Origin of the sequence: Neglectibacter caecimuris (assembly GCF_034335015.1) — a bacterium.
Taxonomy (GTDB): Bacteria; Bacillota; Clostridia; order Oscillospirales; family Acutalibacteraceae; genus Acutalibacter; species Acutalibacter caecimuris_A.
Window position 1 is genome coordinate 50442 of record NZ_JAWXXK010000002.1, and the last position, 23333, is coordinate 73774.

Annotated in this window: 19 protein-coding genes; 8 read left to right on the forward strand and 11 right to left on the reverse strand. The window is 54.6% G+C overall.

What is annotated here, in order from left to right; translation table 11 throughout:
• Nucleotides 1–410 precede the first annotated feature (410 nt).
• The 3 genes from U8T64_RS02345 to U8T64_RS02355 are packed head-to-tail and all read right to left on the reverse strand — an operon-like array spanning nucleotide 411 to nucleotide 3036.
• The gene (locus tag U8T64_RS02345; RefSeq protein WP_322180574.1) at nucleotides 411–1001 is read right to left on the reverse strand and encodes a hypothetical protein; all 591 of its coding nucleotides are present in this window, start codon (nucleotides 999–1001) and stop codon (nucleotides 411–413) included.
• The gene (locus tag U8T64_RS02350; RefSeq protein WP_322180576.1) at nucleotides 998–1717 is read right to left on the reverse strand and encodes a 5'-methylthioadenosine/adenosylhomocysteine nucleosidase; all 720 of its coding nucleotides are present in this window, start codon (nucleotides 1715–1717) and stop codon (nucleotides 998–1000) included. The genes U8T64_RS02345 and U8T64_RS02350 overlap by 4 nt, the downstream gene beginning before the upstream one ends.
• Nucleotides 1718–1743: 26 nt before the next feature.
• The gene (locus U8T64_RS02355; protein ID WP_322180578.1) at nucleotides 1744–3036 is read right to left on the reverse strand and encodes a YcxB family protein; all 1293 of its coding nucleotides are present in this window, start codon (nucleotides 3034–3036) and stop codon (nucleotides 1744–1746) included.
• 235 nt (nucleotides 3037–3271) lie between these two features.
• On the opposite strand from U8T64_RS02355, the gene U8T64_RS02360 reads away from it, so the two are divergent.
• The 4 genes from U8T64_RS02360 to U8T64_RS02375 all read left to right on the forward strand — a co-directional run bounded on the left by U8T64_RS02360 (nucleotide 3272) and on the right by U8T64_RS02375 (nucleotide 7230).
• Nucleotides 3272–4033, forward strand: coding sequence for an SDR family NAD(P)-dependent oxidoreductase (locus U8T64_RS02360; protein ID WP_322180580.1), 762 nt, complete (start codon nucleotides 3272–3274; stop codon nucleotides 4031–4033).
• A gap of 81 nt (nucleotides 4034–4114) precedes the next feature.
• The gene (locus U8T64_RS02365; protein WP_322180582.1) at nucleotides 4115–4660 is read left to right on the forward strand and encodes a GNAT family N-acetyltransferase; all 546 of its coding nucleotides are present in this window, start codon (nucleotides 4115–4117) and stop codon (nucleotides 4658–4660) included.
• A gap of 28 nt (nucleotides 4661–4688) precedes the next feature.
• Nucleotides 4689–5621 (forward strand): cysteine synthase A, encoded by a 933-nt coding sequence (cysK, locus tag U8T64_RS02370; RefSeq protein ID WP_322180584.1) that lies wholly within the window; start codon nucleotides 4689–4691, stop codon nucleotides 5619–5621.
• A gap of 556 nt (nucleotides 5622–6177) precedes the next feature.
• Nucleotides 6178–7230, forward strand: coding sequence for a DNA glycosylase AlkZ-like family protein (locus U8T64_RS02375; RefSeq protein ID WP_322180586.1), 1053 nt, complete (start codon nucleotides 6178–6180; stop codon nucleotides 7228–7230).
• A gap of 1083 nt (nucleotides 7231–8313) precedes the next feature.
• Here the strand turns inward: U8T64_RS02375 and U8T64_RS02380 are convergent.
• A complete protein-coding gene (locus tag U8T64_RS02380) occupies nucleotides 8314–9798 on the reverse strand; it encodes a DUF1846 domain-containing protein (protein ID WP_322180587.1) in 1485 nt (494 codons plus the stop codon).
• A gap of 315 nt (nucleotides 9799–10113) precedes the next feature.
• Here U8T64_RS02380 and U8T64_RS02385 point away from each other — a divergent pair, with 315 nt between their 5' ends.
• Entirely contained in the window at nucleotides 10114–11244 is a 1131-nt protein-coding gene (locus tag U8T64_RS02385) for a DUF4317 domain-containing protein (protein WP_322180589.1), read from the forward strand.
• A 123-nt stretch (nucleotides 11245–11367) separates the two neighbouring features.
• On the opposite strand, the gene U8T64_RS02390 is transcribed toward U8T64_RS02385, so the two are convergent.
• The 5 genes from U8T64_RS02390 to U8T64_RS02410 form a co-directional block, all read right to left on the reverse strand.
• Complete coding sequence (locus tag U8T64_RS02390; RefSeq protein WP_322180591.1) at nucleotides 11368–11994, reverse strand: alpha/beta fold hydrolase; 627 nt, start codon at nucleotides 11992–11994, stop codon at nucleotides 11368–11370.
• An 854-nt stretch (nucleotides 11995–12848) separates the two neighbouring features.
• A complete protein-coding gene (locus U8T64_RS02395) occupies nucleotides 12849–13826 on the reverse strand; it encodes a sensor histidine kinase (RefSeq protein ID WP_322180593.1) in 978 nt (325 codons plus the stop codon).
• Complete coding sequence (locus tag U8T64_RS02400) at nucleotides 13826–14557, reverse strand: LytR/AlgR family response regulator transcription factor (protein ID WP_322180595.1); 732 nt, start codon at nucleotides 14555–14557, stop codon at nucleotides 13826–13828. Before U8T64_RS02400 ends, U8T64_RS02395 begins: the two co-directional genes overlap by 1 nt.
• A gap of 107 nt (nucleotides 14558–14664) precedes the next feature.
• Complete coding sequence (locus U8T64_RS02405) at nucleotides 14665–15804, reverse strand: hypothetical protein (protein ID WP_322180597.1); 1140 nt, start codon at nucleotides 15802–15804, stop codon at nucleotides 14665–14667.
• The gene (locus U8T64_RS02410; protein ID WP_322180599.1) at nucleotides 15798–15983 is read right to left on the reverse strand and encodes a type II toxin-antitoxin system RelB/DinJ family antitoxin; all 186 of its coding nucleotides are present in this window, start codon (nucleotides 15981–15983) and stop codon (nucleotides 15798–15800) included. The genes U8T64_RS02405 and U8T64_RS02410 overlap by 7 nt, the downstream gene beginning before the upstream one ends.
• A 216-nt stretch (nucleotides 15984–16199) precedes the next feature.
• Here U8T64_RS02410 and U8T64_RS02415 point away from each other — a divergent pair, with 216 nt between their 5' ends.
• From U8T64_RS02415 to U8T64_RS02425, 3 genes are all read left to right on the forward strand, one after another.
• Nucleotides 16200–17402, forward strand: a complete 1203-nt coding sequence (locus U8T64_RS02415; protein WP_322180601.1) for a GNAT family N-acetyltransferase — start codon at nucleotides 16200–16202, stop codon at nucleotides 17400–17402.
• 87 nt (nucleotides 17403–17489) lie between these two features.
• A complete protein-coding gene (locus U8T64_RS02420; protein ID WP_322180603.1) occupies nucleotides 17490–18428 on the forward strand; it encodes an alpha/beta hydrolase in 939 nt (312 codons plus the stop codon).
• Nucleotides 18425–19984 (forward strand): cellulase family glycosylhydrolase, encoded by a 1560-nt coding sequence (locus tag U8T64_RS02425; RefSeq protein WP_322180604.1) that lies wholly within the window; start codon nucleotides 18425–18427, stop codon nucleotides 19982–19984. Before U8T64_RS02420 ends, U8T64_RS02425 begins: the two co-directional genes overlap by 4 nt.
• 406 nt (nucleotides 19985–20390) lie before the next feature.
• On the opposite strand, the gene U8T64_RS02430 is transcribed toward U8T64_RS02425, so the two are convergent.
• Nucleotides 20391–21674, reverse strand: a complete 1284-nt coding sequence (locus U8T64_RS02430) for an MFS transporter (RefSeq protein ID WP_322180605.1) — start codon at nucleotides 21672–21674, stop codon at nucleotides 20391–20393.
• Nucleotides 21675–22176: 502 nt separating this feature from the next.
• Nucleotides 22177–22992 carry a peptidoglycan DD-metalloendopeptidase family protein gene (locus U8T64_RS02435; protein ID WP_322180606.1) on the reverse strand — a complete coding sequence of 272 codons (816 nt, stop codon included), beginning with the start codon at nucleotides 22990–22992 and terminating at the stop codon, nucleotides 22177–22179.
• Nucleotides 22993–23333: the final 341 nt, after the last annotated feature.

Below are 23333 nucleotides of genomic sequence, written 5' to 3' on the forward strand. Positions count from 1 at the left end.
TGTCAGCCGATAGGCTGACTGAGGGGTTCTTGCCGGGAAGTTGGTAAAACGCAGGTTCTATCTAGATTTTCACTAAGCTGGAACCCCTCCGTCACGGCTTCGCCGCGCCCCCTCCCCTTTCAGGGGTGAGCGCGTCCCGGTGGGACGCTGGTGCGAACCGTTCTCAGCTGTCGCTTCGGGTGCAAAGCGCAGAAAGCCATGGCTTTCTTGGCGCATTGTTCTGCACCGACCGAACCGACAGGTGAGACCGTTGCTGGGCGTGCCCCACCGGGGCACAGCAACCGAGCCGACAGGCGAGAAAGGCAAGGGGGTTAATGCTATTTATTAGTCTGCTAAATTCCAATTTATCGAGCTCTGCTTATGCCCTTAATTGCTCATTCCTTATTGCTCATTTTCTACTGCCTTTCATTTCACACACCGCGGCTACATTTTTCAGCCGTCCCTTTGATCTGCGGGAATTTTGCCTGTAAAAACTCCCGGTAGGGCTGGGAATCGCTTTCCTCGTACTCCCGGCGGATCGCTTGCTCGATCCACTGAAGCTTTTCCGGGCTGTTTTCCCCATAGGAGCGCAGCGCCAGTTTTCCGGCCCGTTCCGCCTGCTTCAAGGCTTCCAGCGCGTTTGGGACAAACTCGCTGACTGTTACCCGGATCGGCTCCTGCAAGGTAAAGGCGTGGGGGATCTCCGGCAAGGGTCGGGCCTTCTCCGTTTCCACAGTATAGACATATCCGGCGGCGCCGCCGTAGGTTTCCTCTGTGGCGCCGGGCCAGTATTCCTCCAGGCAAAGCAAGCCTTCCCCCGTAAAGCCATAGCTTCCCCATTTGTGGTAGGTTTCACAGGGCGGAAAGCCGGAAGCAAGCCAGTGGCGCTCTATGGCGTTGCACAAATAGACCAGGGTGTTTTCCCGGCGATCTGAAAAATAGAGCAGGGGCCTTCCGTGATTGGAAACACGAGGCTCCAGCACCTGGATTCCAGGCGTTTGCGAAGCGTGAAACAGTTTCATAGTGTTTGGATCACTCCCGCAAGAAGCTTCTGGGCCTTGTGGGCGGATTCTCTGGCAAAGGTGGGAAAATCCACCGTGGCTTCCTCGTTGCCGTTATCGGAAATGGTTCTGAGCACGGCGCAGGGAATGCCGTTTAACAGACAGGCGTGGGCGGTGGAGGCCCCCTCCATCTCACAGGCCAGGGCGCCGAAGGTTTCATAGAGCCACTTCCCGAAATTGGGATCTGCCACAAATCTGTCTCCGGTGGCGATCACGCCCCGGTGGGCATGGCCGTAAAGGCTTTCCGCCCCCCGGGCCAGCTTTTCCGAAACGGCGTTGTCACAGAGGAAATCCCGCACTTTTCTGCCGTCCGGCGGCAGTTCTATTTCCCCCGGGGTCAGATCTCCCAGGGCGGTGCCGTCATAATCGTACTGCACGCAGGCGGTGGCGATCACCACATCGCCGATGGCAACGCCCGGGCCGATCCCGCCGGCCACGCCGATATTCAGGAGCAGGCGAGGGTGGTAAAAATCCGCCATCACCTGAGCGCACAGGGCGGAATTCACCTTCCCCGGGGAGCACTGGGCCGCCACAAAGGGGGTGCCGGAAAGCAGCCCCGTGTAAAATTTCATGGAGGCGTGCTCCTGTACGGTCAGCTCCGCCGCCGCCTCTAAAATCGCCTCAATTTCAACCTGCATGGCGGTGAGAATGCCGATGGGCTGTAGCTCGTTTTTCATAGTACCGTTCTCCTTTGCGTCCCTGTTCAGGCTTTTTTGCTTTTCGCCGTTTTTTCCGAAATGAACCGGGAAAATTCCTCAAACTCACCCTGGGTAAAGCCGAACTGATCCACAGGGTAGGCGTTGTCCTGGCTGTAGTAAAGATACAGATAATGCCCGTGCTTTCGCACAGTGGTGATTTGGAAATAGGGGTACACGCTGGCGGACTGGATCCCGGCCACCCGGAAGCCCTCATCGAAGAAGGTGTACCGGGCCGTGGAGGAAACGCCACGCCCGAATACCTTTTGCTGTACCTTCTCCACAGCGGTTCCCATATTGATGGCCCGGTACAGGAAATAGACCGCCACCGCTACAGCGGCCAGCTTCATCCACCAGGTCACGTCAAAGGTAAAGGCAAGGGCCAGCACCGATGCGCACAAAAGGCCGCCGATCAGCAGAGAAGCAAGGTTCTTCCCATAAGCATGGTACCTGCTGAAGGTCTGTACCGCCTCTCTGGTGCAGTCGGTCTCATTGACGAACCGCACTTCTCCGTAACCGCTTCCGTTCTCATGGGCCTTATGGTAAGCGCTGAGCCGCTCCGCCATTTCCGCCTTCCGCTTTTTCTCCTGCCGGTTCCGCACGGGAATATAGATAAAGGGCGCCACGACCACAACGACTAAAACCACCAGAAGCGCCAGCATCAGGGCAAGGTTCAGCGGCTTCGGCTCCGGTTTTTCCAGCAGCTGAAGAATTTGAAAGGAGGAAGCGGCCTTTTCCAGCAATGCGGCCTGCTCCTCGGAAAGCGCCTTTTCGCTGTAGGTAACAAAGGTCAGGGTATGGCCGTTGAAGATGGTGCCGTATTGCAGCTCATGGATCTCTCCCATAGAGGTAACGCTGTCGATCTGGATCCGATAAAAGGGCTGCCCGCCGAAGTCCACATAGCTTTTTTCCACGGTAACGCCCTCGGTCTCGGCCTGGGCCAGCTTGTCCAAAAACTGGCTTTTCTCCTCCTCCGGCATATCCCGCAGATTAAAAATAGTTTCGGTGGTGTTGTTGCTTTTCGACAGCACCTTGAGATTGCATTTGCGCCCCTCGGTGTAAAGATCTGTCAAAACACCCATCTCCCGATACTCCTTCAGCATGGCAGAAGGGTCGGCGATCCCGGCCAGCGCCCAGGAAGGATCCTCCTGAAGTACCGCCGGGCTGAAGGTATATACAATCTCCTCCGGCACCGTAAAGGAAAATTCTTCGTTTTTCCACTCCTCTGCGGAGGCCGGCAGGCAGATCACCGCGCAGAGCACAGCCGTAAGCAGCGCGGCAAAGATTTTTTTCCAATTCAAATTTATCCGTCCTTTCCTGCTGGATATCGGGGCTTGCTCAAAAATGCCCTCTTCCTTATTTTCATATCAGTATCCAGTATCCAGCGCTTAGCTCCTAGTATAGCATTGTTTTGAAAAAATGACAATAAAGATTGACGCACCGCCGAAAATGGCGTAAAATTTAGAAAAGTAACTCCTAGCTTAAGGAGGGCGGCTCCCTTTCGGAAGACCGCCGAGAAAGGACGGTCGAGCGGATATGATCACTGCTGTCATCACCGGCGCTTCCAGCGGACTGGGCAAGGAATACATCAACGCCATTATCGCCCAGTACCCCACTGTGGACGCTTTCTGGCTCATTGCCCGCCGAAAAGAGCTTCTGAAGGAAATCGCGGAGGAGCACCCGGATAAAACCATTGCCGCGATCTCTCTGGATCTTTCCAAATCGGAAAGTCTGCGGCTGTTTGAGCAGCTTCTCAAGGAAAACAATCCGGAGATCAAAGTGCTGGTCAACAACGCCGGCTACGGCAAGGGAGTGGATTTCTTTTCCTCCAACTGCGCCTTGCAGACCGGCATGGTAGACTTAAACTGCCGGGCGCTGACCGGCGTGATGCGCGTCTGCCTGCCCTATATGCTAGACGACAGCCTGGTGCTGAACATTTCCTCCATCGCCGCCTTTGCCCCCACCCCCAGAATGTCTGTATACAGCGCCACCAAGGCTTACGTGCTGGCCCTTTCCAAAGCGCTGCACAACGAGCTTGCCCCCAGGGGCATCAAAGTCACAGCCGTATGCCCCGGCCCTATGGATACGGATTTCTGGAATGTGGCAAACGTCACGGAAGGAAAGTCCCGTTTGATCGACAAGCTTCCCAGGGTATCTCCCCAGGCTGTAGCGGTGGGCTCCCTGCGGGCCGCGAAGCGGGGAAAAACCGTATATACCAAGGGGCTTTTCTATAAGTTCTACCACCTGCTGGGAAAGCTTCTTCCCCATGGTTTCTTGATGCAGTTTACAGAGATTTGAAATAGAAACGCTCTGTGGAAAGGGCTGCCTGGTGGCCTGTTCCACAGAGCGCTTTCATTTTGTGATAGGAAAGGGATCTCCATGAATAAAATTTTGTTGCGGAACGGCCCTATATCTGTGCGCCCTTTGCGAGACCAGGACGCGGGAAGCCTTCTGAAGTGGATGACGGACCCGGCGGTTCTGGAATGGTACGAGGGCAGAGACGCCGGGTTTACCCCGGAGCGGGTGCGGCGGGATTTTTACGAGGAGGAGCCCGGCTGCCGCCGGTGCATCATAGAATATGAAGAGCTCCCCATCGGCTATCTTCAAATCTACCGGCTGAGCCCGGAGCTGTGCGAGGAATATCAGTACCCCCACCCGGAGCTTTTTGCCTTCGGCATCGACCAGTTTATTGGGGAGCCGGCCTATTGGGATAAAAAGATCGGCCGCCGCTTTTTGAAGCTGGTGCTGGACTATCTGACCGGCCGGGAGGGCGCCCGGGCCGTGGTCTTAGACCCCCACGCCGACAATTTCCGGGCCCTGCGCTGCTATGAGGCCTGCGGGTTTCGAAAAATCAAATTTCTCCCGGCCCACGAGCTTCACGAGGGCAGCAAGCGGGACTGCTGGCTGATGGAATTCAGGAGCTGAAATCATATCTGGAAACGGAGGCTTTTTCATGAGTAACATTTACACCCGTCTGGAGCAGTTGATTGGAAACACTCCTCTGCTGGAGCCTGTTCATCTGGAGCGGCTGCTGGGGCTTGAGGCAAGGCTTTTGCTGAAGCTGGAATATCTGAACCCCGCAGGCTCGGTAAAGGACCGGGTGGCAAAGGCCATGCTGGACGATGCCGAGGAAAAGGGGCTGCTGCAGCCGGATTCCGTCATTATTGAGCCCACCTCCGGGAATACCGGCATCGGCCTTGCCGCCGTGGCGGCGGCCAGAGGGTACCGAACCATCATCGTTATGCCGGATTCCATGAGCGAGGAACGCCGCCAGCTGATGAAGGCCTACGGCGCCCAGCTGGAACTCACCCCTGGCGGGAAGGGCATGAGCGGCGCCATCGCCAGGGCGGAGGAACTGTGTAAGGAGATCCCCCACAGCTTCCTGCCCGGGCAGTTTGTAACCCCCATGAATCCCGCCGCCCATGAAGCCACCACCGGGCCGGAGCTTTGGCGCGACACAGACGGCAAGCTCGACTTGTTTGTAGCCGGAGTAGGCACCGGCGGCACCATTACCGGAACCGGCAGATATCTGAAGAAGAAAAAACCCTCCATAAAAATCGTGGCGGTGGAGCCTGCGGATTCCCCGGTACTCAGCGGAGGAACTGCCGGCCCTCACCCCTTACAGGGCATCGGCGCAAATTTTGTGCCTGAGATCCTGGATACCGGGATCTATGACGAGGTGCTTACCGTGACCGGAGAAAACGCCTTCTGGGCCGGGCGGGAGCTGGGCAAAGCGGAGGGCATTCTCACCGGCATTTCCTCCGGCGCCGCGCTGTGGGCCGCCATACAGCTGGCAAAGCGCCCGGAAAACAAGGGGAAAACCATTGCAGTCCTGCTGCCCGATACCGGCGACCGCTATCTTTCCACCGAGCTGTTCAGGGAATAGTTGTTAGCTGTAAGTAGTTAGTCGTTAGAGAAGGGCAAAGCGCAATTTGCGCTCCGGTCAATGAGCAATGAAGGGCAAAGCAGTAAATTATAGTTTAGCGAGCTAGTTGTTATCTGTTCGTTGTTAAAGAGGGGCGAGCTCCCTCGCTGTCATTCTGAGGAACGAAGTGACGAAGAATCTCGCCCTTAATTCCCTGAATAAAAAGGCAAAGAACGAGATTCTTTGTCAAGAAAGCTATAGCTTTCTATGCTCCTCAGAATGACATGAGGAAAATAGGCGGATCACCGTCGGTCGGGTCAGAAACCGATTTTCCGTATCAAGCGGCTTCACGAGTGCCCGCAGCGCAGCTGCAAATTCCAATTTGTCGTACTAACTGCCCACTTTGTCACTGCTACGCAAAAAGCGAAGTAAACTCCGCTTTCCAGGCGAAGGATCTCGCCCTTGCCCTTTCTAAACAACTGATTACTAACGACTAACAACTAACACGCCATACTGCTGTCTGGTTTTGAGGAATACTATGATTTGTAACAGACTGTAAAAAAAGGAGCGGCTGCAAATGATAACCCCCCAAAAAATCAACTCTCTGCGTATGGAGCGGCAGTTCTTTTCCCGCAAGGCCACGGAGGAGGAATATTTAGAGCTTTACCGGGACACCCAGCCCGGGCAGAATGTGTATTGGAACGGCTTTGGCCAGCCGCCTATCCTGAGCTTCCGGGCGGATTTTGACGACCTGGAGTTCAACCGCCGCAGGCAGCTGGACCGCCGGCTGATCAAGGGCAGGTTTTCCGGCGGCAATCTGGGCTGGATCGTTCCGGAGGACCTGGAGCTGTTTTGGGCGCTGTACCAAAAGCCCCTGTCCCGCCTCACCGAATTGCAGGAAAGCTTGCTTGCCCTGATCAACCGGGAAGGGCCTCTGACCATTCAGCAGATCAAGGCGGAAACGGGGCTTTTGGTCAAGGAGATCACCCCCGTCCTGCACCGCCTGCAGGAGGCCTTTCTCATTTATGAAGATCAATACGACGGCGAATGGGATCGGGGCTGGATGCGGTTTTTCGAAATGTTCCCGGAGGCGGAGGGCTTTTCCCTTTCCCGCCCGGAGGCTATCAAGACGGTTCTGCGTCGCTTTGCCTATCGGGAGGCGGCCTTTACTCCCGCTATGGCAAGGTCGTTTTACAAACTGCCGGAAAAGGAGCTTCGCAAGGCGGCGGAGGAGCTTGCGGCGGAAGGGGTTTTCGCGGAAGCGGAGGGCATGTTCCTTCTGCGGGAGGATCTTGCTCTCCTGGAAGCCCATCAGCCCGTTCCCCTTCACTTTGTATACGCCATCCACCGAAACGATTTTCTGTATAAGGCCAACGAGCCCGCAGTAAAGGAAAAATTCCTTCCCCTGTATGAACAGCTTCCCTACGATCACGAGCCCTTGCAATATCTTCTGATCGATGGAGAATTCCACGGCGTGGTGGTGGGCCATTTCCGAAACGGCCCCTACGACCTGAACGACGTGGTGTGCGACTTGCCAAACCCGGAAGCCCGCCGGGAGGAGATCCTGCGGGCCGTAAGGGAGGTAAACTTTGGAAAGTCCCCGGAGAGGTTTCAGGGGAAGGCATATTAAGCAATGAGGAATTAGCAATGAGCAGGAAAGGGCAAGGATAGAGCGGCAAATTGTAGTTTAGCAGTAGGAAAAGGCAACATACTGTAGGGACCGTCCAGAGGGTTTATGCCAATTATAAGGCGGGAGCGGCAAGCCGCTCCCCTACGTTTGCGTCAGAGCAAACCGCCAAATTAATTTAGCAGCGAGCTGAAACCTCTCCGACGGCCTTATCGGCCGCCACCTCCCCTTTCAGGGGTGAGCGCGTCCCGGTGGGGGGAAGGTCTCCAGTGGAGAACTCAGCTGTCGCTTCAGACATTGCTGAACGTGCCCCACTGGGGCACAGCAACCGCTCTGACCCGTTCTCGTTTGTCAACTCGGTCGTTGCTGGACGTGTGCCACCGGCACACAGCAACCGAGCCGACAGGCGAGAACGGTGGAAGGGATAGTCACACGTAGAAAGTGGGATAAAACCGCCAGTTTTAATCCCCTCAGTCACGGCAGAGCCGTGACAGCTTTCTCCGCTTCGGGTGCAATGCGCCAAGAAAGCCATGGCTTTCTTGGCGCATTGTTCTGCACCGACCGAACCGACAGGTGAGACCGTTGCTGAACGTGCCCCACTGGGGCACAGCAACCGAGCCGACAGGCGAGAAAGGCAAGGGGTTAGTGCTATTCATCAGCTCGCTAAATTCCAATTTATCTGCTTGGCTGCGGTCAGGTTGAAAACCGGTTTCCCGTACCAGTCAGCTTCACGAGTGGCTGCGGCGCCTCGCTGCAAATTCTAATTTAACGCACTGCCCTCCCACCTGTCATTCTGAGGAACAAAGTGACGAAGAATCTCGCCCTTACCTTTCTAACGACTAACTACTAACAACTCAAAGAGAGAGATTTTTCACCGCCTCCGGCGATTCAGAATGACAGGAGGAAAGGAAACAGCTCGCTGCCGGTCGGGTCAAAAACTGCCCTCCTGCACAGAGAAGATTCCCGAATGGCCGCGGCACCTTGCCGCCGGTCGGGTCGGAAACCAGTTCCCTGCACCAAGCAGTTTCACGAGTGCCAGCGGTGCAACTGCCGCCGCGCCCTTCTCTAACAACTCACAGCTAACTATTACTTATGATAGAGCTTGTTGGTCTGGTATTGGGGCTCGCTGGTCAGATTTACACCCAGGCGGCGGAAGATATTTTCATCTACCTGGGAAAGCAGCACGGTGGAGTGGGCCTCGCACCCACGCAGCTTGGGAAGCTGGCGCAGGGCAAGCTCCGCCGTGGGATTGGTGGCGGCGCAGATGGAAAGGGCGATGAGGATCTCATCGGTATGCAGCCGGGGATTCACGCTGCCCAGGTGGGTGGTTTTCAGCTTTTGCAGAGGCTCAATGATAATGGGGGAGATCAGGTGGATATCCTTCTGGATCCCGCCCAGGGCCTTCAGGGCGTTTAGCAGGGCCGCCGAGGAGGCCCCCAGCAGCTCGGAGGTCTTTCCGGTGACGATCCTGCCGTCCGGCAGCTGGATCGCGGCGGCGGGCAGCCCGGTCTGCTCGGCACGCTCCAGGGCAGGGGTGACCACGGCCCTGCTTTCCGCCGAAATGCCGGACTGATTCAATAAAAGCTCCAGCTTATATACGGTCTCATCGCTGTCGCTGCCCCGGCGCTGGCCGCACAGGGCGCTGTAGTACCGGCGAATGATCTCCTGCCGGGCGGCCTCACAGCATACCTCATCGTCTATGATGCAGTTTCCCGCCATGTTCACGCCCATGTCCGTGGGGGATTTATAGGGAGATTCCCCGGCGATCTTTTCCAGCATGGCGTTGAGCACCGGGAACACCTCCACGTCCCGGTTATAGTTTACGGCGGTAACGCCGTGAGCTTCAAGGTGGAAGGGGTCTATCATATTCACATCGTTCAGATCCGCCGTGGCGGCCTCATAGGCCAGATTCACAGGGTGCTTCAGGGGAAGGTTCCAGATGGGGAAGGTCTCAAATTTCGCGTAGCCCGCCGGAACGCCCCGCTTGTATTCATGGTACAGCTGGCTTAAGCAGGTGGCCATTTTTCCGCTGCCGGGGCCGGGGGCCGTTACCACGATCAGGGAACGGCTGGTTTCCACATAGTCGTTTTTGCCGAAGCCCTCATCGCTGACGATCATGGGAATATTGGAGGGGTACCCGGGAATGGAATAGTGGCGGAACACCTTGACGCCCAGGGATTCCAGGCGCTTTTGAAAGGCCTCCGCCGCCGGCTGGGCGGCATATTGGGTGAGCACCACGCTGCCCACGGTGAGCCCGATCTCCCGGAAGGAATCGATCAAGCGGAGCACGTCCACATCATAGGTGATACCCAGGTCACCCCGCACCTTGTTTTTCTCAATATCCGAGGCGCTTATCACGATCACGATCTCTGCCTGATCCTTCAGCTCCAGCAGCATCTTCACCTTGCTGTCCGGCTCAAAGCCCGGCAGCACCCGGGAAGCGTGGTAATCGTCAAACAGCTTCCCGCCGAATTCCAGATAAAGCTTTCCGCCGGACTGCTCGATCCTCTCCTGAATCTGCCGGGACTGCATCTCCCGGTATTTCGCATTGTCAAACCCTGCCCGCATCATCCTCATAAACCCCCAAACCAGATATGAAATACTTCCTGCCAGATTTTGAAAAGAGTTAAGAAAAGACACACCCTTATCCAGTATCCATAAGCTATGATCTCACCCGAAGAAGTCCGGTGCTTTTCCGAAGGAAAAGAGAAACGCTGCGCGTTTCAGAGCTTCTTCAAGATAACGACGGCTTCTTGCCATCGTTATTATAACATAAATTGGGAGAAAAAAGAAGATTTTCGGCGGAAAACTTCTTGCGGTTTTCCGTGGGCCGTGATAAAATGCGAAAAGCGCCGGTTTGCGGCGGGAAAAGGAAGGGATTTGTGTATGAATGAAAAGGAAATTGCGGAGATCCGCCGCCGCCTTCGCTCGGAAAAAAGCAATATCACCCATATCCGGGGCTGCTATGTCAATGAGCGCCGGGAGATCGTATCGGAATTCGACCAGCCTCTTGCCACCCTGCCCCAGGAGGAGACCGAGGAAATGCTGGCGGTGCTTCGCCGGGTGCTTTCCGGTACGCCGGGGCGGAACCTTGCGGAGCTTTCCTTTTCCACCCAGCAGGTGGTGGACAGCGACGAGCACAGGCTTTTGATGGCACTGCGGGAATCCTCCTTGCGGGACGAAGGAGCGGTACATACCTTCTTTCAGCAGATCATTGGCTCCTTTTCCACGGAGGGCACATACTTGATCCTGCTGGCCTGTGAGACCTATGATGTTCCTTACCGCGCCAAGGACGGCTCCCGGCAGGAGGACGCTTCCCAGGAGGTCTATTCCTATATTTTGTGCGCGCTCTGCCCGGTAAAGCCTACAAAGTCCGCCTTGAGCTACGATGTGCCGGAAAACGCCTTCCGCAGCCGCCTGCCGGACTGGCTGGTGGCATCTCCCGAGGCGGGATTCTTGTTTCCCGCCTTTCACGACCGCTCCGCCGATATTTACAGCGCTTTGTACTATTCCAGAGATCCGGCGGAAAATCACTCGGAGCTCATCGACGCGGTATTTCGCCTGGAAGCTCCCATGCCTGCGGCAACGCAGAAGGAGACCTTCCACGCCGTGATGGTAGAGGCCCTTTCGGAAGATTGCAGCTATGATGTGGTGCAGTCGGTGGATACCAGGCTGCGGGAAATGATCCAGGAGCACAAAGACAGCAAGGAAGAGGAGCCGCTGGTGCTTTCCAACCGGGCTGTCCGGGAGGTGCTGGGTTCCTGCGGCGTATCGGAAGAGCATGTGGAGGCCTTCGGCAAAAAGCTCACGGAGGAATTCGGGCCGGAGCTGGCCCTGCGCCCCCAAACCCTGGTGGATCACAGGAAATTGGAGGTATGCACCCCCGATGTAAAGATCCAGGTAAACCCGGAAAGAAGCGACCTGCTGGAAACCAGGATCATCGATGGGGCAAGGTATATCCTGATCCGGGCTGGCGAGGGCGTGGAGGTAAACGGCGTCCCCGTGCGCATTGTATAAAAGGAGGCTGAAGAGCCTGCCGCAGAAAAGCTAAGGGTAAGGCGGACCGCAATGGGTTGCCCTACCCTTTTTTATGACGCTTTCAGAAAAAGCGATTGTGGAAAAGAGCGTGAAACGGGAAGCTTATCCTGCTCGATGATAAAAGCGATCCAGAGCCTCGGACAATTTTTCCGGCGCGTCCAGATTCACTTCATGCCCGGCCCCGGGGATCTCCCGCAGTTCCGCGTTTGCCAGAATGCCCGCCAGCTTTCCGGCGGCTTTTTTGTTCGCGCGATCCTTTTCGCCACAGATCACCAAGGCGGGACAGGTGATTTTGGAGAGGGAATCGCTAAAATCCAAATTCATCATAGTTTTGCAAAGCCGGATAAATGCTTCTTTTTCAAATCCCATCTGCTGAAACGCGGATTTTGGCATAAATCGAAACAGGAAATTTTGAACCCTCAGCATGGTTTTCGGCATTTTGTATTGCGGAGCGATCAGGGCCAGCGAATGGACCTTTTCGGGGCGCTCAATGGCATAATTCAAGGCCAATACTCCACCGAGAGATAAACCGCATAAGTCTATTTGTTCCTCGGTTTGATCGCAAATCGCCGAAACGGCTTCATAAAGGTTTTGATACGTTGCCTCTTTTCCCTGAAGGATATTAGCCAAATCAGGACAGATGCAGTGCTCGGCAGTCTGCAATTTCACAATAGCTTCTCTCCAGCCTTCACTTGTTTGCCCCAGGCCGTGTAAAAAGACCCGCCGCATACTACCCCTCCTCTGATTTCCGATTTGTCCGCAGGGCCATTATAAAACAGCGCCCACTGAAAATCAACAGTTTTCAGTGGACGAGGACTTTCTTGCTCCGGCGCGGGGAAGGACAAGGGAAAAACAAAAATTGCAGAGCGGTAAATGATGGTTTAACGGCGAGGCACAGCAGCCACTCGTGCCCTTACTTGGTGCAGGAAAATGATTTCTGACCCGACCGCAGGAAAAATGATAAATTATAGTTTAGCAAACTAGTCGTTAGCTGTTAGTTGTTAGTCGTTAGAGAGGGGCGAGTTCTCGCTTTTGTCATTCTGAGGAACGCAGAAAGCTATAGCTTTCTTGACGAAGAATCTCGTCCTTCATTTCCTGAATAGAAAGGAAAAGGGCGAGATTCTTCACCGGGAAAGCAAGGTTAAAAAGCTATAGCTTTTTGTGCTTGTCTGTTCAGTAATGACAGGAGGAAAATAAGCGGTACGCCGCAAATTCCAATTTAGCAATTAGTAAGCAGCGCGAAGGCCTTCCCTTACTTGTTAGAGGGAAAACAGACTGCTTCACAGTCTGCAGAAACCTCCGGACGGCGAGCACGTCCCGGTGGGGGGGGATTTGATACACGCAGAAACTACTATAGAATCGCTGGTTACGTCCCCTCAGTCACGGCACAGCCATGCCAGCGGGAGCTGCTCGAAGAGCAGTTTTTCCCTTCATATAAATAAGTGAAGCTTAAGGGCTGAATTATAACTTCCCACTCTCCTTTTTGTTTCCCCAATAAACCTTTGCTGTGGAATGCCGGTGCTCAAATACCGGAAACAGGTCAAAGGCCGTGGGTTTTTATCGGTTTTCAAAGCATCTGCTTTTCAGGCAGCTCTATCTCTCAGCAAGACCACGGTATGAAAGAGCCCGGTCTCTTCCTCGTAATACTGCCGGAGGGTACCGTTGTGCCTTTTCACGGTGTGGGCTATGCTCCGCAGGCCGATGCCGTGGCGCTCCCGGTGGGGCTTTCGGGTGAGAAAACCTCCTTTTCCATCACTTTCCGGGGGAGAAACGCAGGTATTCACCAAAGAGATCAGCAGCGCGCCGCCCGGGCGGGTATCCACCAGCAGCTCCAGATACGGGCTTTCACCGCCCTGTGCCGCTTCCACGGCGTTTTCCAGAAGATTGCCAAACAGGGCGGTCACATCGCTCTGCTCCAAATGGTCTACGGAGTGGCTGCGGACATCTACCAGAAAGCCAACGCCGCTTTCCTGACAGAGCTTCCCATACCGGGAAAGGATCACGTCCAGAATGGGGCTGCCGCAGAAGCGCACTCTGTTTTGCAGGGCGGGAGAACGCTCCAGCTCCGTGATATAGCGGGCCGCCTCCCCCTGCTCTCCCGCCAGATCCCGCAGGGCGGCCAAATGCTTGCGGATATCGTGGATCAATACTCGCTGGCTGTCGTACTGCTCTTCCAGGGCCTTATAGTACTCCACCTCGTTCTGCCGCTTTTGCAGCATCAGCTGGTCGGAAAGATTCTGCCTGTCTATCTGGCGGCTGTAGCGGTATCCCAAAAGCAGCAGCAGGTTGTTCAAAACCAACAGCAAAAGCCCTGCCAGAACAAAGGAGCCCATGCTCAGCCGGATCCCCGTGACCAGGGAGGTATAGACCATGATTAGCAAAACAAAAATGGTGACCAGGGAAAAGCCCGTCAGCACCATGGCAATGGGCGCGGCGCTTTTTTCTTCTTCAGCGCCTCCTCTTTGCAGCCGGGTGCACACCCGGGAATAGCCCAGGTAGAAAAGCCTTCCGCTGCCGGCCAGCACAAAAAAGCCCAGCACCAGCGCAATGGTTTCTTTCATTACCGCATCGCCTCCACATAAAGCATATAGGCGTTCTTAAATTCCTGAACCCTTCTTCTGGCCAGGTAGGCCGGATATTCCCGCTCGCCGGGAGCGGAAAGCGTGATGAGATTTGGGGAAAAGGCAGTGACATATTTCATGTTGATGATAAAGCTGCGGTGGGTGCGGAAAAAACTGCCGATCTCCAAAAGCTGTTCCCAGTGCCGAATGCCCCGGTGGGATTCATAAATTTTATCCGCCGTGTAAAGCAGCACCTTATGCCCCCGCGCCTCCGCCATCAGGATCTCATCGGCATACCGGGTAACAGAGCCCTCGGCAGTCTCGATCAGCACGGGCCGGGTATCTACGCTGAGCTGGTACAGGGCGTCCTTCAAATTGCGAAACAGGCGGCTTTTGTCCACGGGCTTGGAAAGGTAGCGAAACACATGAAACCGCATGGCCTCGTCCAAATAGTCTCCGTATGCGGTGACGATGAAAATTTTCAGGTAAGGGTTCCGCTCCTTCAGCCTGGCCCCGATCTGGATCCCGCTGACGCCGGGCATTTCCACATCCAGAAAGGCAAGCTCCGCCCGTGGAGCTTCCGCTCTGTCCTCCTGTTCCAAAAGCTCTTCCCCGCCGGCATACAGAGAAAGCTCTGGCTCTGCCAGGCCGTTTTCCGCAAAGTATTCCAGCACAAGGGCGGAAAGCTCCTGAAGAACGGATTCCTCGTCGTCGCAAAAGATGATCCGCATGTTCTTTTCCTCCTCTCCGGCAAATTCAAAAGAGCGGCCTTGGTCTTTTCAGGGCGGCTTTCCCTGACAAAAGCGTCCGCGCCGCAAAGAAAGCCAGGCAGCGCGCCCTAGACCATTTCAGGAAGCTGTGCTTTGATCCACTGGCTTGCGGACAAGATCATATCCGCAATAAAATCTTTGTCTATTACAAAATCCCAGGGACTTTCACAAACCAGCGCAAATACCTGTTGGATCAAAGCGCGGGTCGCAGGCTTCAGCTCCAGGCTGCGAAAATCACAAGCTGCCTGAGGCTCTGATTTGAGAAAATCCACAAATAATTTTTGCAGCAGATCCCCGCCGCGCTTGGCGCGGGAGGGATAGCCCCTGGAAACAAGGGCAATATTGTGATCGAACAAGGGGGCCAGCGAGAGGATCTTCCCGCTTTCTGTGTCTCGCAGGAAGCCGTAATTGTTGGTGTGGCGGTCCATATTCAGCACTAAGGCGTCCAGATAGAGCATTCCCACATATTCCGCGGCCGCTTTGGGGGAAATGGCCTTGATTTCCCGATAATTTATCTGAAAGTCTTCCTCGTCCCGCAGAATGGAATAGATCGGTTCAAAGGCTGTCGTCTCATCGGTGAAATTTTTGCTGCGGATATAGGCTGAATTTTTCAGGCTGTCCGTGGGAAGCCTTTGATCATGGTCAGAAGCCTGATCAAAGGCGGAAACCCGCTCATATCGCGCCATATTCAAGCCGAGCATTCTTCCGAAATGATAGATAAACAGCTCTGAAAAAAGCTCTGCCGCACTGCCGGCTTTATACATCCACCAAACACCGTCCAGCAGCTTCCAGCATTTTTCAAAGCTGCCGGTATTGGTAAGCTCAGGCGTTCCGGCAGTTCCATCACTCTTGGAAAAAGAATCGGGATCTCCATACAGCGCAAGCGCCGCAAATTCATTTTTCTCGAAACGCACCTGTTCATAGGTCAGGCTGCCGCCTTCCGGCAAAAACCAGTAGGGATCCGTAATGGTGGCTCCATGTACCCTCAGCACAGCGGCCAGATCATCGTTCGGAGCCAGCCGCAGGGCCTTGCGGAGTAATCTGGAATTTGTTCTGTGGGCATCGATCGCCCTACCGCGCAGCCAGCCTTCTATATCATTATATTTTTGTAAATACAGCGGGCAGTGGCGCGGATCGGTAACGATCACATCATCGTTTCTTATTTCAGCCGCCTTCCTATCCTTTGACAGTACTGTTCCGTTCAGCATGGCTTCCTCTCCTCCGCTTTTTTCAGATGCAGGGCAAAGGGAACCCCCTGCTCCCGGACAACATATTCCAAATAAATGCTGATACCTACAGAAAAGGGCATTCCCAGTTTTTCAAATACTTCTCTGGCTTCCCTGTACAGGCTTTCGTCAATGCGTACACTTGTGGAAATCGTAGCCATGCAAAATCATCCTTTGTGATTCTTTTTGTCCATTGTATTACATTGTTGCACACTCGTCAAGAGACGTTTCCGCGCAAACCATAAAAGCTTTTGCCTCCTGGGAAACCAGCAAAGAAAGTGTTCGAGAGAGACTGACGTGGGATAAATGAAAAAGTTGAATTTTATTTTAAAATATGGTATGGTTTTCTTAAGCAAATATCCGGGAGGAATTATAGTATGCAGGCCAGAAAACTGAAGCCGGAGGAGCGGTATTATTCCGGCCTCCACATGGCGGTGGCCTTTGAGGGCGGCTTTGACCTTTTGAAGGAGCGCGCCGCCGCGCGGGAAGCGAAGGAGGACCCCCGCGCCGACTGCTGGGCCGCTTTTTTGGAAAACCAGCCCATGCCTGTGGCCAGCTTTATCATGAACAAATACCGGTCCCGGTTTGACGGGCATATCGTAAAAATGGGAGGCGTTGGGGGCGTTGCCACCCTGCCCGCTCACCGGCGGGGCGGGGCGATCCGCGCCTGTATGCAGGCCTCCTTCCGGGAGCTTTACGACAGCGGTTTTGTGCTTTCCTCGCTCTATCCCTTCAGCGCCGCCTATTATCGGAAGTTTGGCTTTGAAAACGGGCAGCCCTGCCATTTGTGGACCCTTCCCCTTTCCGACCTGAATGTGCCGGACGTGGGCGGAAAGGTCACAGAGCTTTTTCCCGGGGACGATCTTTCTCCCCTGCTTACGGTGTACAACGCCATGTACGAAAACTGCAATCTTTCCGTGGTGCGGGAAGTTTACGACCCTGATCTGGAAAAAGAGAATCTGCTGGAGCAGAAGCGCTATATTTTCGTTTGGGAGGACGAACAGGGAGTTCCCGGTGCGTTCCTCATCGGCGGACGGGACGGAGAGGTGTTGAACTGCCGCACGGACTTTTCCGCTCGAAACGGCCTGCTGTTCCGGGACGCCAGGGCTTTGCTGGGGCTTTTACACTTTGTGCGCACGGCTTTTATCGCCAATTTTCAGGCGATCCGCTTTTCCACCCCCGCCCATGCGAATATTCTTTCCCTGTTTCCGGAGGCCGCCTCCATGGACTGCAAGCTGTTTCTAAACGGCATGCTCCGAGTGGTGAACGCCCAGGAAGCCTTGAAGCTCTGCCGCTGCCGGGGGGAAGGAAGCCTTACCCTGAAGCTTACCGATCCGCTTTTAGAGGGAAATAATGATACCTTCCAGCTGACCTTTGCCCCCGGCAGGGAAAACCGGGTGGAGCGCGTGGCTTCAGAGCCTGACGCGCTGCTTCCCATCGGCGATTTTTCCGCCCTGCTTTGCGGGGTGCGAAACGCGGAAGAGCTTTCCTGGATGCCGGAAACGGCGGTAAAAAATCTCGACGCGCCCTTTGACAGCGTATTTTATCACAAGCCCTGCCATGTGCTGGACTTGTTCTAAGGAACCACTGAATAAATCGCGCCTTGCGGCTTGGCACGCAACTAGCTTGCAGATTGAATCAGTGCTTCCCTAAAAGGAGGAAACCCTATGAGCATACTGAGAAAAGAATGGACGCGAAAGGCCTGCGGGGAACCGGGGCGCATTTTCTCCCGAAGCTGGGTCCGGGAGGAAGCGCCGCCCAAGGCGGTTCTGGTCATCGCCCACGGCATGGCGGAGCACAGCGCCCGTTACGACCATTTCGCCTCCTTCCTGGCGGAACGGGGCTATGCGGTCTATATGAACGACCACGCGGGCCATGGGCGCTCCGCCCAGATAAACGGCCACTTTGCTGACAGAAACGGCTGGGAAAACGTAGTAAATGACTTAAACGCCCTGATGGACGAGGCCCAGAAGGAGCACCCCGGGCTTCCGCTGTTTCTCATGGGACACAGCATGGGCTCCTTTTTATCCCGCTCCTTCCTGATTCGTTACGGGGAAAGGCTTTCCGGCTGTATTCTCTGCGGCACCATGGGGCAAAACCCCGGCGTAAAACCCGGAAAGGCCCTGGCGGAGCTGCAATGCAAGCTGCGGGGACCCCGATCCCGGGGCAATTTCATCGATAAGCTGGCCTTCGGCGCTTACAATAAGCGCATCAAAAACCCGGTAAATAAATTTGCCTGGCTTTCCACCGATGAGGAAAACTGCAAGGCCTACGCCGCCGACAAAATGTGCGGCTTCGCCTTTACCGCCGCCGGGTATCGTGATCTCTTCACCGGGCTTTTAGAGGTGAGCTCTCCCCAATGGGCGTCCGCCGTTCCCAAGGAGCTTCCCATCTATCTGGTGGCCGGTACGGACGACCCCGTGGGCAATTACGGCGTTGGCCCCAGGCAGGTGGCGGACGCCCTGCGGGAAGCGGGTGTAAAAAACGTGGAGCTCACCCTGTATCTCGGCATGCGCCACGAACTGCTGAATGAAACGGAAAAACAGAAGGTTTATGACGATATCCTCCACTGGTTGGAAACAAGAAAGGAGCTGGCCCAAAAATGAAGCGCTTATTAGCCTCTCTGCTTGCGGCAGTGCAGATCTTCCTGGGAAATTCCCTTCCCGCGGCCTCCGCGGCGGGCACGACCTTTTCCGATGTAAAGCCCGGCAGGTGGTATTACAACGATATCACCGCCATGGCCGATTCCGGCTGGCTCGCCGGGTACAAGGACGGCACCTTCCGGCCCAATAAGACCATTACCGGGGCGGAATTTGTAAGCATTGTGGCCCGCCGGAAGGGCCTTACCCCTTCTCAGGGTCAGATCAGGCACTGGGCGGCCTCCATGACCCAGGCGGCCCTGGAGCAGGGCTGGTACGACTGGGATGAGCTCCCCCCCACCGGGCAGACCTTTGACCGGCCCATTTCCCGGCAGGTGGCGGTGAAGATCCTGATGAAGGCCTTTCTCCCCGGCGCTCAGGGAGATTACAATACGGAATCCCGGAAAATAAAAGATTTCTCCAAATTGGACGGCAGATATTACGAAACCGTGCTGGCCGCCTACGCGGAGGGCATTGTGGTGGGAGACCCGGACGGCTCCTTCCGCCCCAGAGACGGCCTGTCCCGTGCGGAGGCCTGCGCCCTGGTGTGCCGGGCCACGAAAAAGGCAAACACCCCGGACGCGCCCCCCTATGAGCCCGATACGCCCCCCACACCCGTGGAAACCAGAAAGGGGGGCGTTACCGAAAACGGCAAGCTTCAGGTAAAGGGAACGCAGCTCTGCAACGAGGCGGGCGAGCCTATTGTTTTGCGGGGTATGAGCACCCACGGCATGCAGTGGTACGGGCAGTACGCCTCCTCCGGGGCCATCAAAACCACGGCGGACTATGGGGCAAATCTGTTCCGGGTGGCCATGTACACCGGGGAAAACGGCTATCTTTCCCAGCCGGAGACCATCAAAAAACAGGTGATCGCCGCAGTGGACGCCGCCATTCAAAACGACATGTATGTCATTCTTGACTGGCATATCCTTTCCGATGGAAACCCCAAAAGCCATTTGCGGGAGGCGAAAAGCTTCTTCTCCGAAATGGCGAAGCGATACAAAGACAGCCCGGCGGTGCTCTATGAGATCTGCAACGAGCCCAATGGCAATGTTTCCTGGAAAAACGATGTGAAGCCCTATGCCCAGGAAGTGGTAAAAACCATTCGGGACGCCGGCTCCGACGGAGTGATCCTCATCGGCAGCCCCACCTGGAGCCAGGATATCCACCTGGCCGCCGCCGACCCGGTACAGGGGAAAAACCTGATGTACACCCTGCACTTCTACGCGGGCACTCACGGCAAGGAGCTGCGGGATCGGATCGATTCCGCCAGAAACAAGGGGATCGCCATCTTTGTTTCGGAATGGGGCACCAGCCGCGCCGACGGCAGCGGCGGCGTGTTCCTGAAGGAAGCGGGAGAATGGCTGGATTTCCTGGAAAGCCGAAGCATCAGCTGGGCAAACTGGTCCCTTTGCGACAAAAATGAGACCTCCGCCGCTCTGAAGCCCGGCGCCTCCGCCAACGGCGGCTGGAAGCAGAAGGATCTCTCCGAATCCGGGAAATTTGTATTTTCCAGATTCTAGAGAGTAGATGCTGGACAGTATCGCAAAGAAAGGGCAAAGGAAAACAACACGGCAATGTGGTAAATCCCGGTTTCGCATATTGGCTGGGCCGGTTTATAAAGAACTACACGCAGACCGTTTCACGGTCTGCTGACAACAAACGGCGCTATGTTCCCTTGCGGGAGCATAGCGCCTGTTTGTTACGGGGGATATTCAAAGAGACATGCCCTGAAAATGCCGTTGCCGCCGGGGAGGGCAAAGGCATTTGAAGCGGCAGGAAAGCCGTTTTAGGGCTTTGCCATCTGTTGCATAATGATTACGCACAACAGTCTGATCTGCAATACATTTTCATCGTATACTTAGAGCCTATTCCGAAATCTGACGGCGCTATCTGCGCACGTCTTATTTCGGGATAGGCTCTTAAACATCAATCGTCATTCAATTTCTGAATTTTTTTGCTGTGCAGAGACAAAATACTCAGGACAAAGCCGCAGACTCCCGTACATAAAAACATAACAGCCATGCCGCTTCCTGCGCTATTCCCTACGATTGTTCCCAGTATTCCTGCCAGCCTGTTTCCGGAAGCCATAAAGGGTTCAAAAACATAATCTGCCAGCCAGCCTCCGAGGATAATGCCGGCCGGAATCGTGCTGTACTGAATGGCGTTCCTGACGGCAAACACCCTCCCCTGCAGAGCGGCAGGAATCTTCCGATACAGTATCGTATTCTGATTTGCCATGATAAATGGAATCGGCAGACTGGCAGCGACCGCAGCAGCGGACCACCAGAATACATTTTTCCCAACTGCCATCATCAAGTCCCCAAACAGAAAAGACAGTGCCGCCGAAACATAAATTGCCGCTGTCTTATGGCGGCTCTCTTTTTTCACGGAAACAATCATTCCTCCGGCAATCCCGCCTATTCCCATGCAGGCATTTACCATTCCAAGCGCAACGCTGTCCCCGGAGCTTCTTGCCAGGATCATGGGTGATAAAATATTTTCATAGGTCAGCCTTGAACAGAAATTAATCAGCGCCATTGTCAACATCATGTAAAAAATGCCCATTTCTTTTTTTAGAAAGTCAAACCCCTGCGCTATCCCGGCAAAGGGCGAGCTGTATGCTTTGTCCTGCGCCTGTTCTGGGATCGTAATATAAAACAGCAATACGCAAAAGGCAAAGGCAAAGCTCGCCAGATCTATCAGCAGGATAAGCGGAAGCCCGCCTACCGCAAACAGGAAAGCCGCCAGCATGGGGCTGAATACCACGATAAGATTACTGGAAAAAGAATTCATTCCGCTGACATTTGAAATCTTCTCCTTTGGCACAAGCCTTCCCGTTGCCACTGCGGACGCGGGCTGCTGGAAGGCGTTCGTTACACCGATCACCGCATTTATGGCATAGATAGTCCAAACCTCCAGACAGCCCGCAAGCAGAAATGCCAATACTGTCAGTGAACCGGCTGCCGCAATACTGTCCGAAACCAGCATGATCGTTTTCTTCTTATGCCTGTCTATAAAACCGCCGACAAACAGGCTTAAAAAGACATACGGCACATAATTGCAAAAGGACATCAGCGAAACGGACATTGCGGAATGGCTCTGTTCATACGCCCACAAAACAAGCGCAAACCCGGTCATGGAGCTTCCAAGACCTGATACGCTCTGGCTTAACCATAAAATAATATATTTCTTAAATGCTCTTTCTTCCATTGAATTTTCTCCATTCTATTCTCTATGATTCTCAGAATAAAAAGTACAAAATCCAATGTGGACGATAGTTTTTACCTCTGTACAAATTTCGTCCAGACATCAGACTTTGTACAGAGTTGATTGCTTAAATCGATTCTTCTATGACAATAACATAGCATTTTAACACCCCCTTTCTGCTGTGCTTTTTATTATACAACTATTTTCCCGCCTGCTCAATCATTTGTTCCGCCAACTGCCGGAACAGGCCGGCAGTTACCCTGTATGGACAGTGAACATGTAATCGCTGAATTTTGATTTGCAGAACTCCGCCCATGTTCTTAATTTCTCATTGCTCATTCTATGCCGCTTCACCCCCTCTGAAACAGAAAGTCCTTGCATTGCCAAAGAAAAAACTTCCCTCCTGGAAGACTTGATGATCGGTAAAAAAGTATCACAATACAACAAGGGCGGCGCTTCCCAATGGAGGCGCCGCCCAAAATTTTTCTCTTTTTCGTTGTACTGATTATTCCTGTCCGGTCAAAATGCTTTCGGGATCCACATAGATGCCGTCCCGGCGCACCTCCAGGTGCAGGTGAACTCCCTCCGCCGCCTCAAAGGGCACGGCAGTCACTGTGCCGATGGCCTGTCCCTTTGTGACGGTATCGCCTTCCTTCACCAGGAAATTTTCCCCCAGGCCGCAATAGAAAAATTCGTACTCGCCGTGCTCGATCTCGATCACATTGCCCAGCATGCGGTCGGTGTAAGTGCGCTTGACCTGCCCGTTGCCGCAGGCGTAAACCTCTTCACCGCTTTCCGCCTTTTCGTCCATGCCGGTATGGATCCGCCAGTCCTTCATGGTTTCGGAATAGACGGGGGCCCCGGCGCTGTAAGCCTTGTGGATCTCTTTGGATTGCAGCGGGTGGATCAGCTCGTCGCTGATCTCATAGATGGGCGCGTTTACCGGGATCTGGGGCTCAGAGGAAACCGGCTCCTCCGGCACAGAGCTCACCGGCTGCTCCGCTTCGCTGCTGTCGATCTTGCTGCTTTCCTCTTTTCCCGTTACAGCTCCCACGGTCTGGCGGGCGGGAGCGGAAGAGGCGGAGGAGCTGGGCGCTTCCGGGTCGTCCTTGATCCGGCTTACCGTTTTGCCGCTCTGGGACTTGGGCGCCTGGCTCTGCACCGAGCCGGAACTTGCCTTCCCGGCCTCCGGGGCAAGATAATTGTGTACCGCGTCATAGGTGCTCCACGCCGCGATCCCCACCGCCACCAGACAAACCGCCAGGGCAAGGTAGAACCCATTTTTCCGGGCCTTGTTCTCTGAAAAACGTCTTCCGTTCATGTGTTCCATTCCTTTCGGATTAAAATACAGTTTGCTTGCATCTGTATTTTGAGCCGAAAATTCCGGGATTATACTTTTCAAACGCTCAGATTTTTTGAAAGCGCCCTTCAGCCCGCCGGGCGGAAAAGCGCGGCGCCAGCATGTGAAATGAGGAATTAGCAATGAGCAACTTAAGAATAGAGTTTGATAAATGAGAATTTGGCGTATAAGTTGTTAGTCGTTAGTTGTTAGAACAAGGAAAAGTCTTCTTTTTCTGTCATTCTGAGCGAAGCGAAGGATCTCGTTCTTTAGTTATTAGTTGTGAACAGTTAGTTGATAGAAAGGGCTCAAGAACAAAATTC

Coding starts and splice junctions, on each gene's coding strand:
- U8T64_RS02345 (WP_322180574.1), bottom strand. CDS start 1,001: ATGAAACTGTTTCACGCTTCGCAAACGCCTGGAATCCAGGTGCTGGAG.
- U8T64_RS02365 (WP_322180582.1), top strand. CDS start 4,115: ATGAATAAAATTTTGTTGCGGAACGGCCCTATATCTGTGCGCCCTTTG.
- U8T64_RS02395 (WP_322180593.1), bottom strand. CDS start 13,826: ATGAAAGAAACCATTGCGCTGGTGCTGGGCTTTTTTGTGCTGGCCGGC.
- U8T64_RS02375 (WP_322180586.1), top strand. CDS start 6,178: ATGATAACCCCCCAAAAAATCAACTCTCTGCGTATGGAGCGGCAGTTC.
- cysK (WP_322180584.1), top strand. CDS start 4,689: ATGAGTAACATTTACACCCGTCTGGAGCAGTTGATTGGAAACACTCCT.
- U8T64_RS02360 (WP_322180580.1), top strand. CDS start 3,272: ATGATCACTGCTGTCATCACCGGCGCTTCCAGCGGACTGGGCAAGGAA.
- U8T64_RS02390 (WP_322180591.1), bottom strand. CDS start 11,994: ATGCGGCGGGTCTTTTTACACGGCCTGGGGCAAACAAGTGAAGGCTGG.
- U8T64_RS02435 (WP_322180606.1), bottom strand. CDS start 22,992: ATGAACGGAAGACGTTTTTCAGAGAACAAGGCCCGGAAAAATGGGTTC.
- U8T64_RS02350 (WP_322180576.1), bottom strand. CDS start 1,717: ATGAAAAACGAGCTACAGCCCATCGGCATTCTCACCGCCATGCAGGTT.
- U8T64_RS02380 (WP_322180587.1), bottom strand. CDS start 9,798: ATGATGCGGGCAGGGTTTGACAATGCGAAATACCGGGAGATGCAGTCC.
- U8T64_RS02410 (WP_322180599.1), bottom strand. CDS start 15,983: ATGGCTACGATTTCCACAAGTGTACGCATTGACGAAAGCCTGTACAGG.
- U8T64_RS02415 (WP_322180601.1), top strand. CDS start 16,200: ATGCAGGCCAGAAAACTGAAGCCGGAGGAGCGGTATTATTCCGGCCTC.
- U8T64_RS02420 (WP_322180603.1), top strand. CDS start 17,490: ATGAGCATACTGAGAAAAGAATGGACGCGAAAGGCCTGCGGGGAACCG.
- U8T64_RS02425 (WP_322180604.1), top strand. CDS start 18,425: ATGAAGCGCTTATTAGCCTCTCTGCTTGCGGCAGTGCAGATCTTCCTG.
- U8T64_RS02405 (WP_322180597.1), bottom strand. CDS start 15,804: ATGCTGAACGGAACAGTACTGTCAAAGGATAGGAAGGCGGCTGAAATA.
- U8T64_RS02400 (WP_322180595.1), bottom strand. CDS start 14,557: ATGCGGATCATCTTTTGCGACGACGAGGAATCCGTTCTTCAGGAGCTT.
- U8T64_RS02385 (WP_322180589.1), top strand. CDS start 10,114: ATGAATGAAAAGGAAATTGCGGAGATCCGCCGCCGCCTTCGCTCGGAA.
- U8T64_RS02430 (WP_322180605.1), bottom strand. CDS start 21,674: ATGGAAGAAAGAGCATTTAAGAAATATATTATTTTATGGTTAAGCCAG.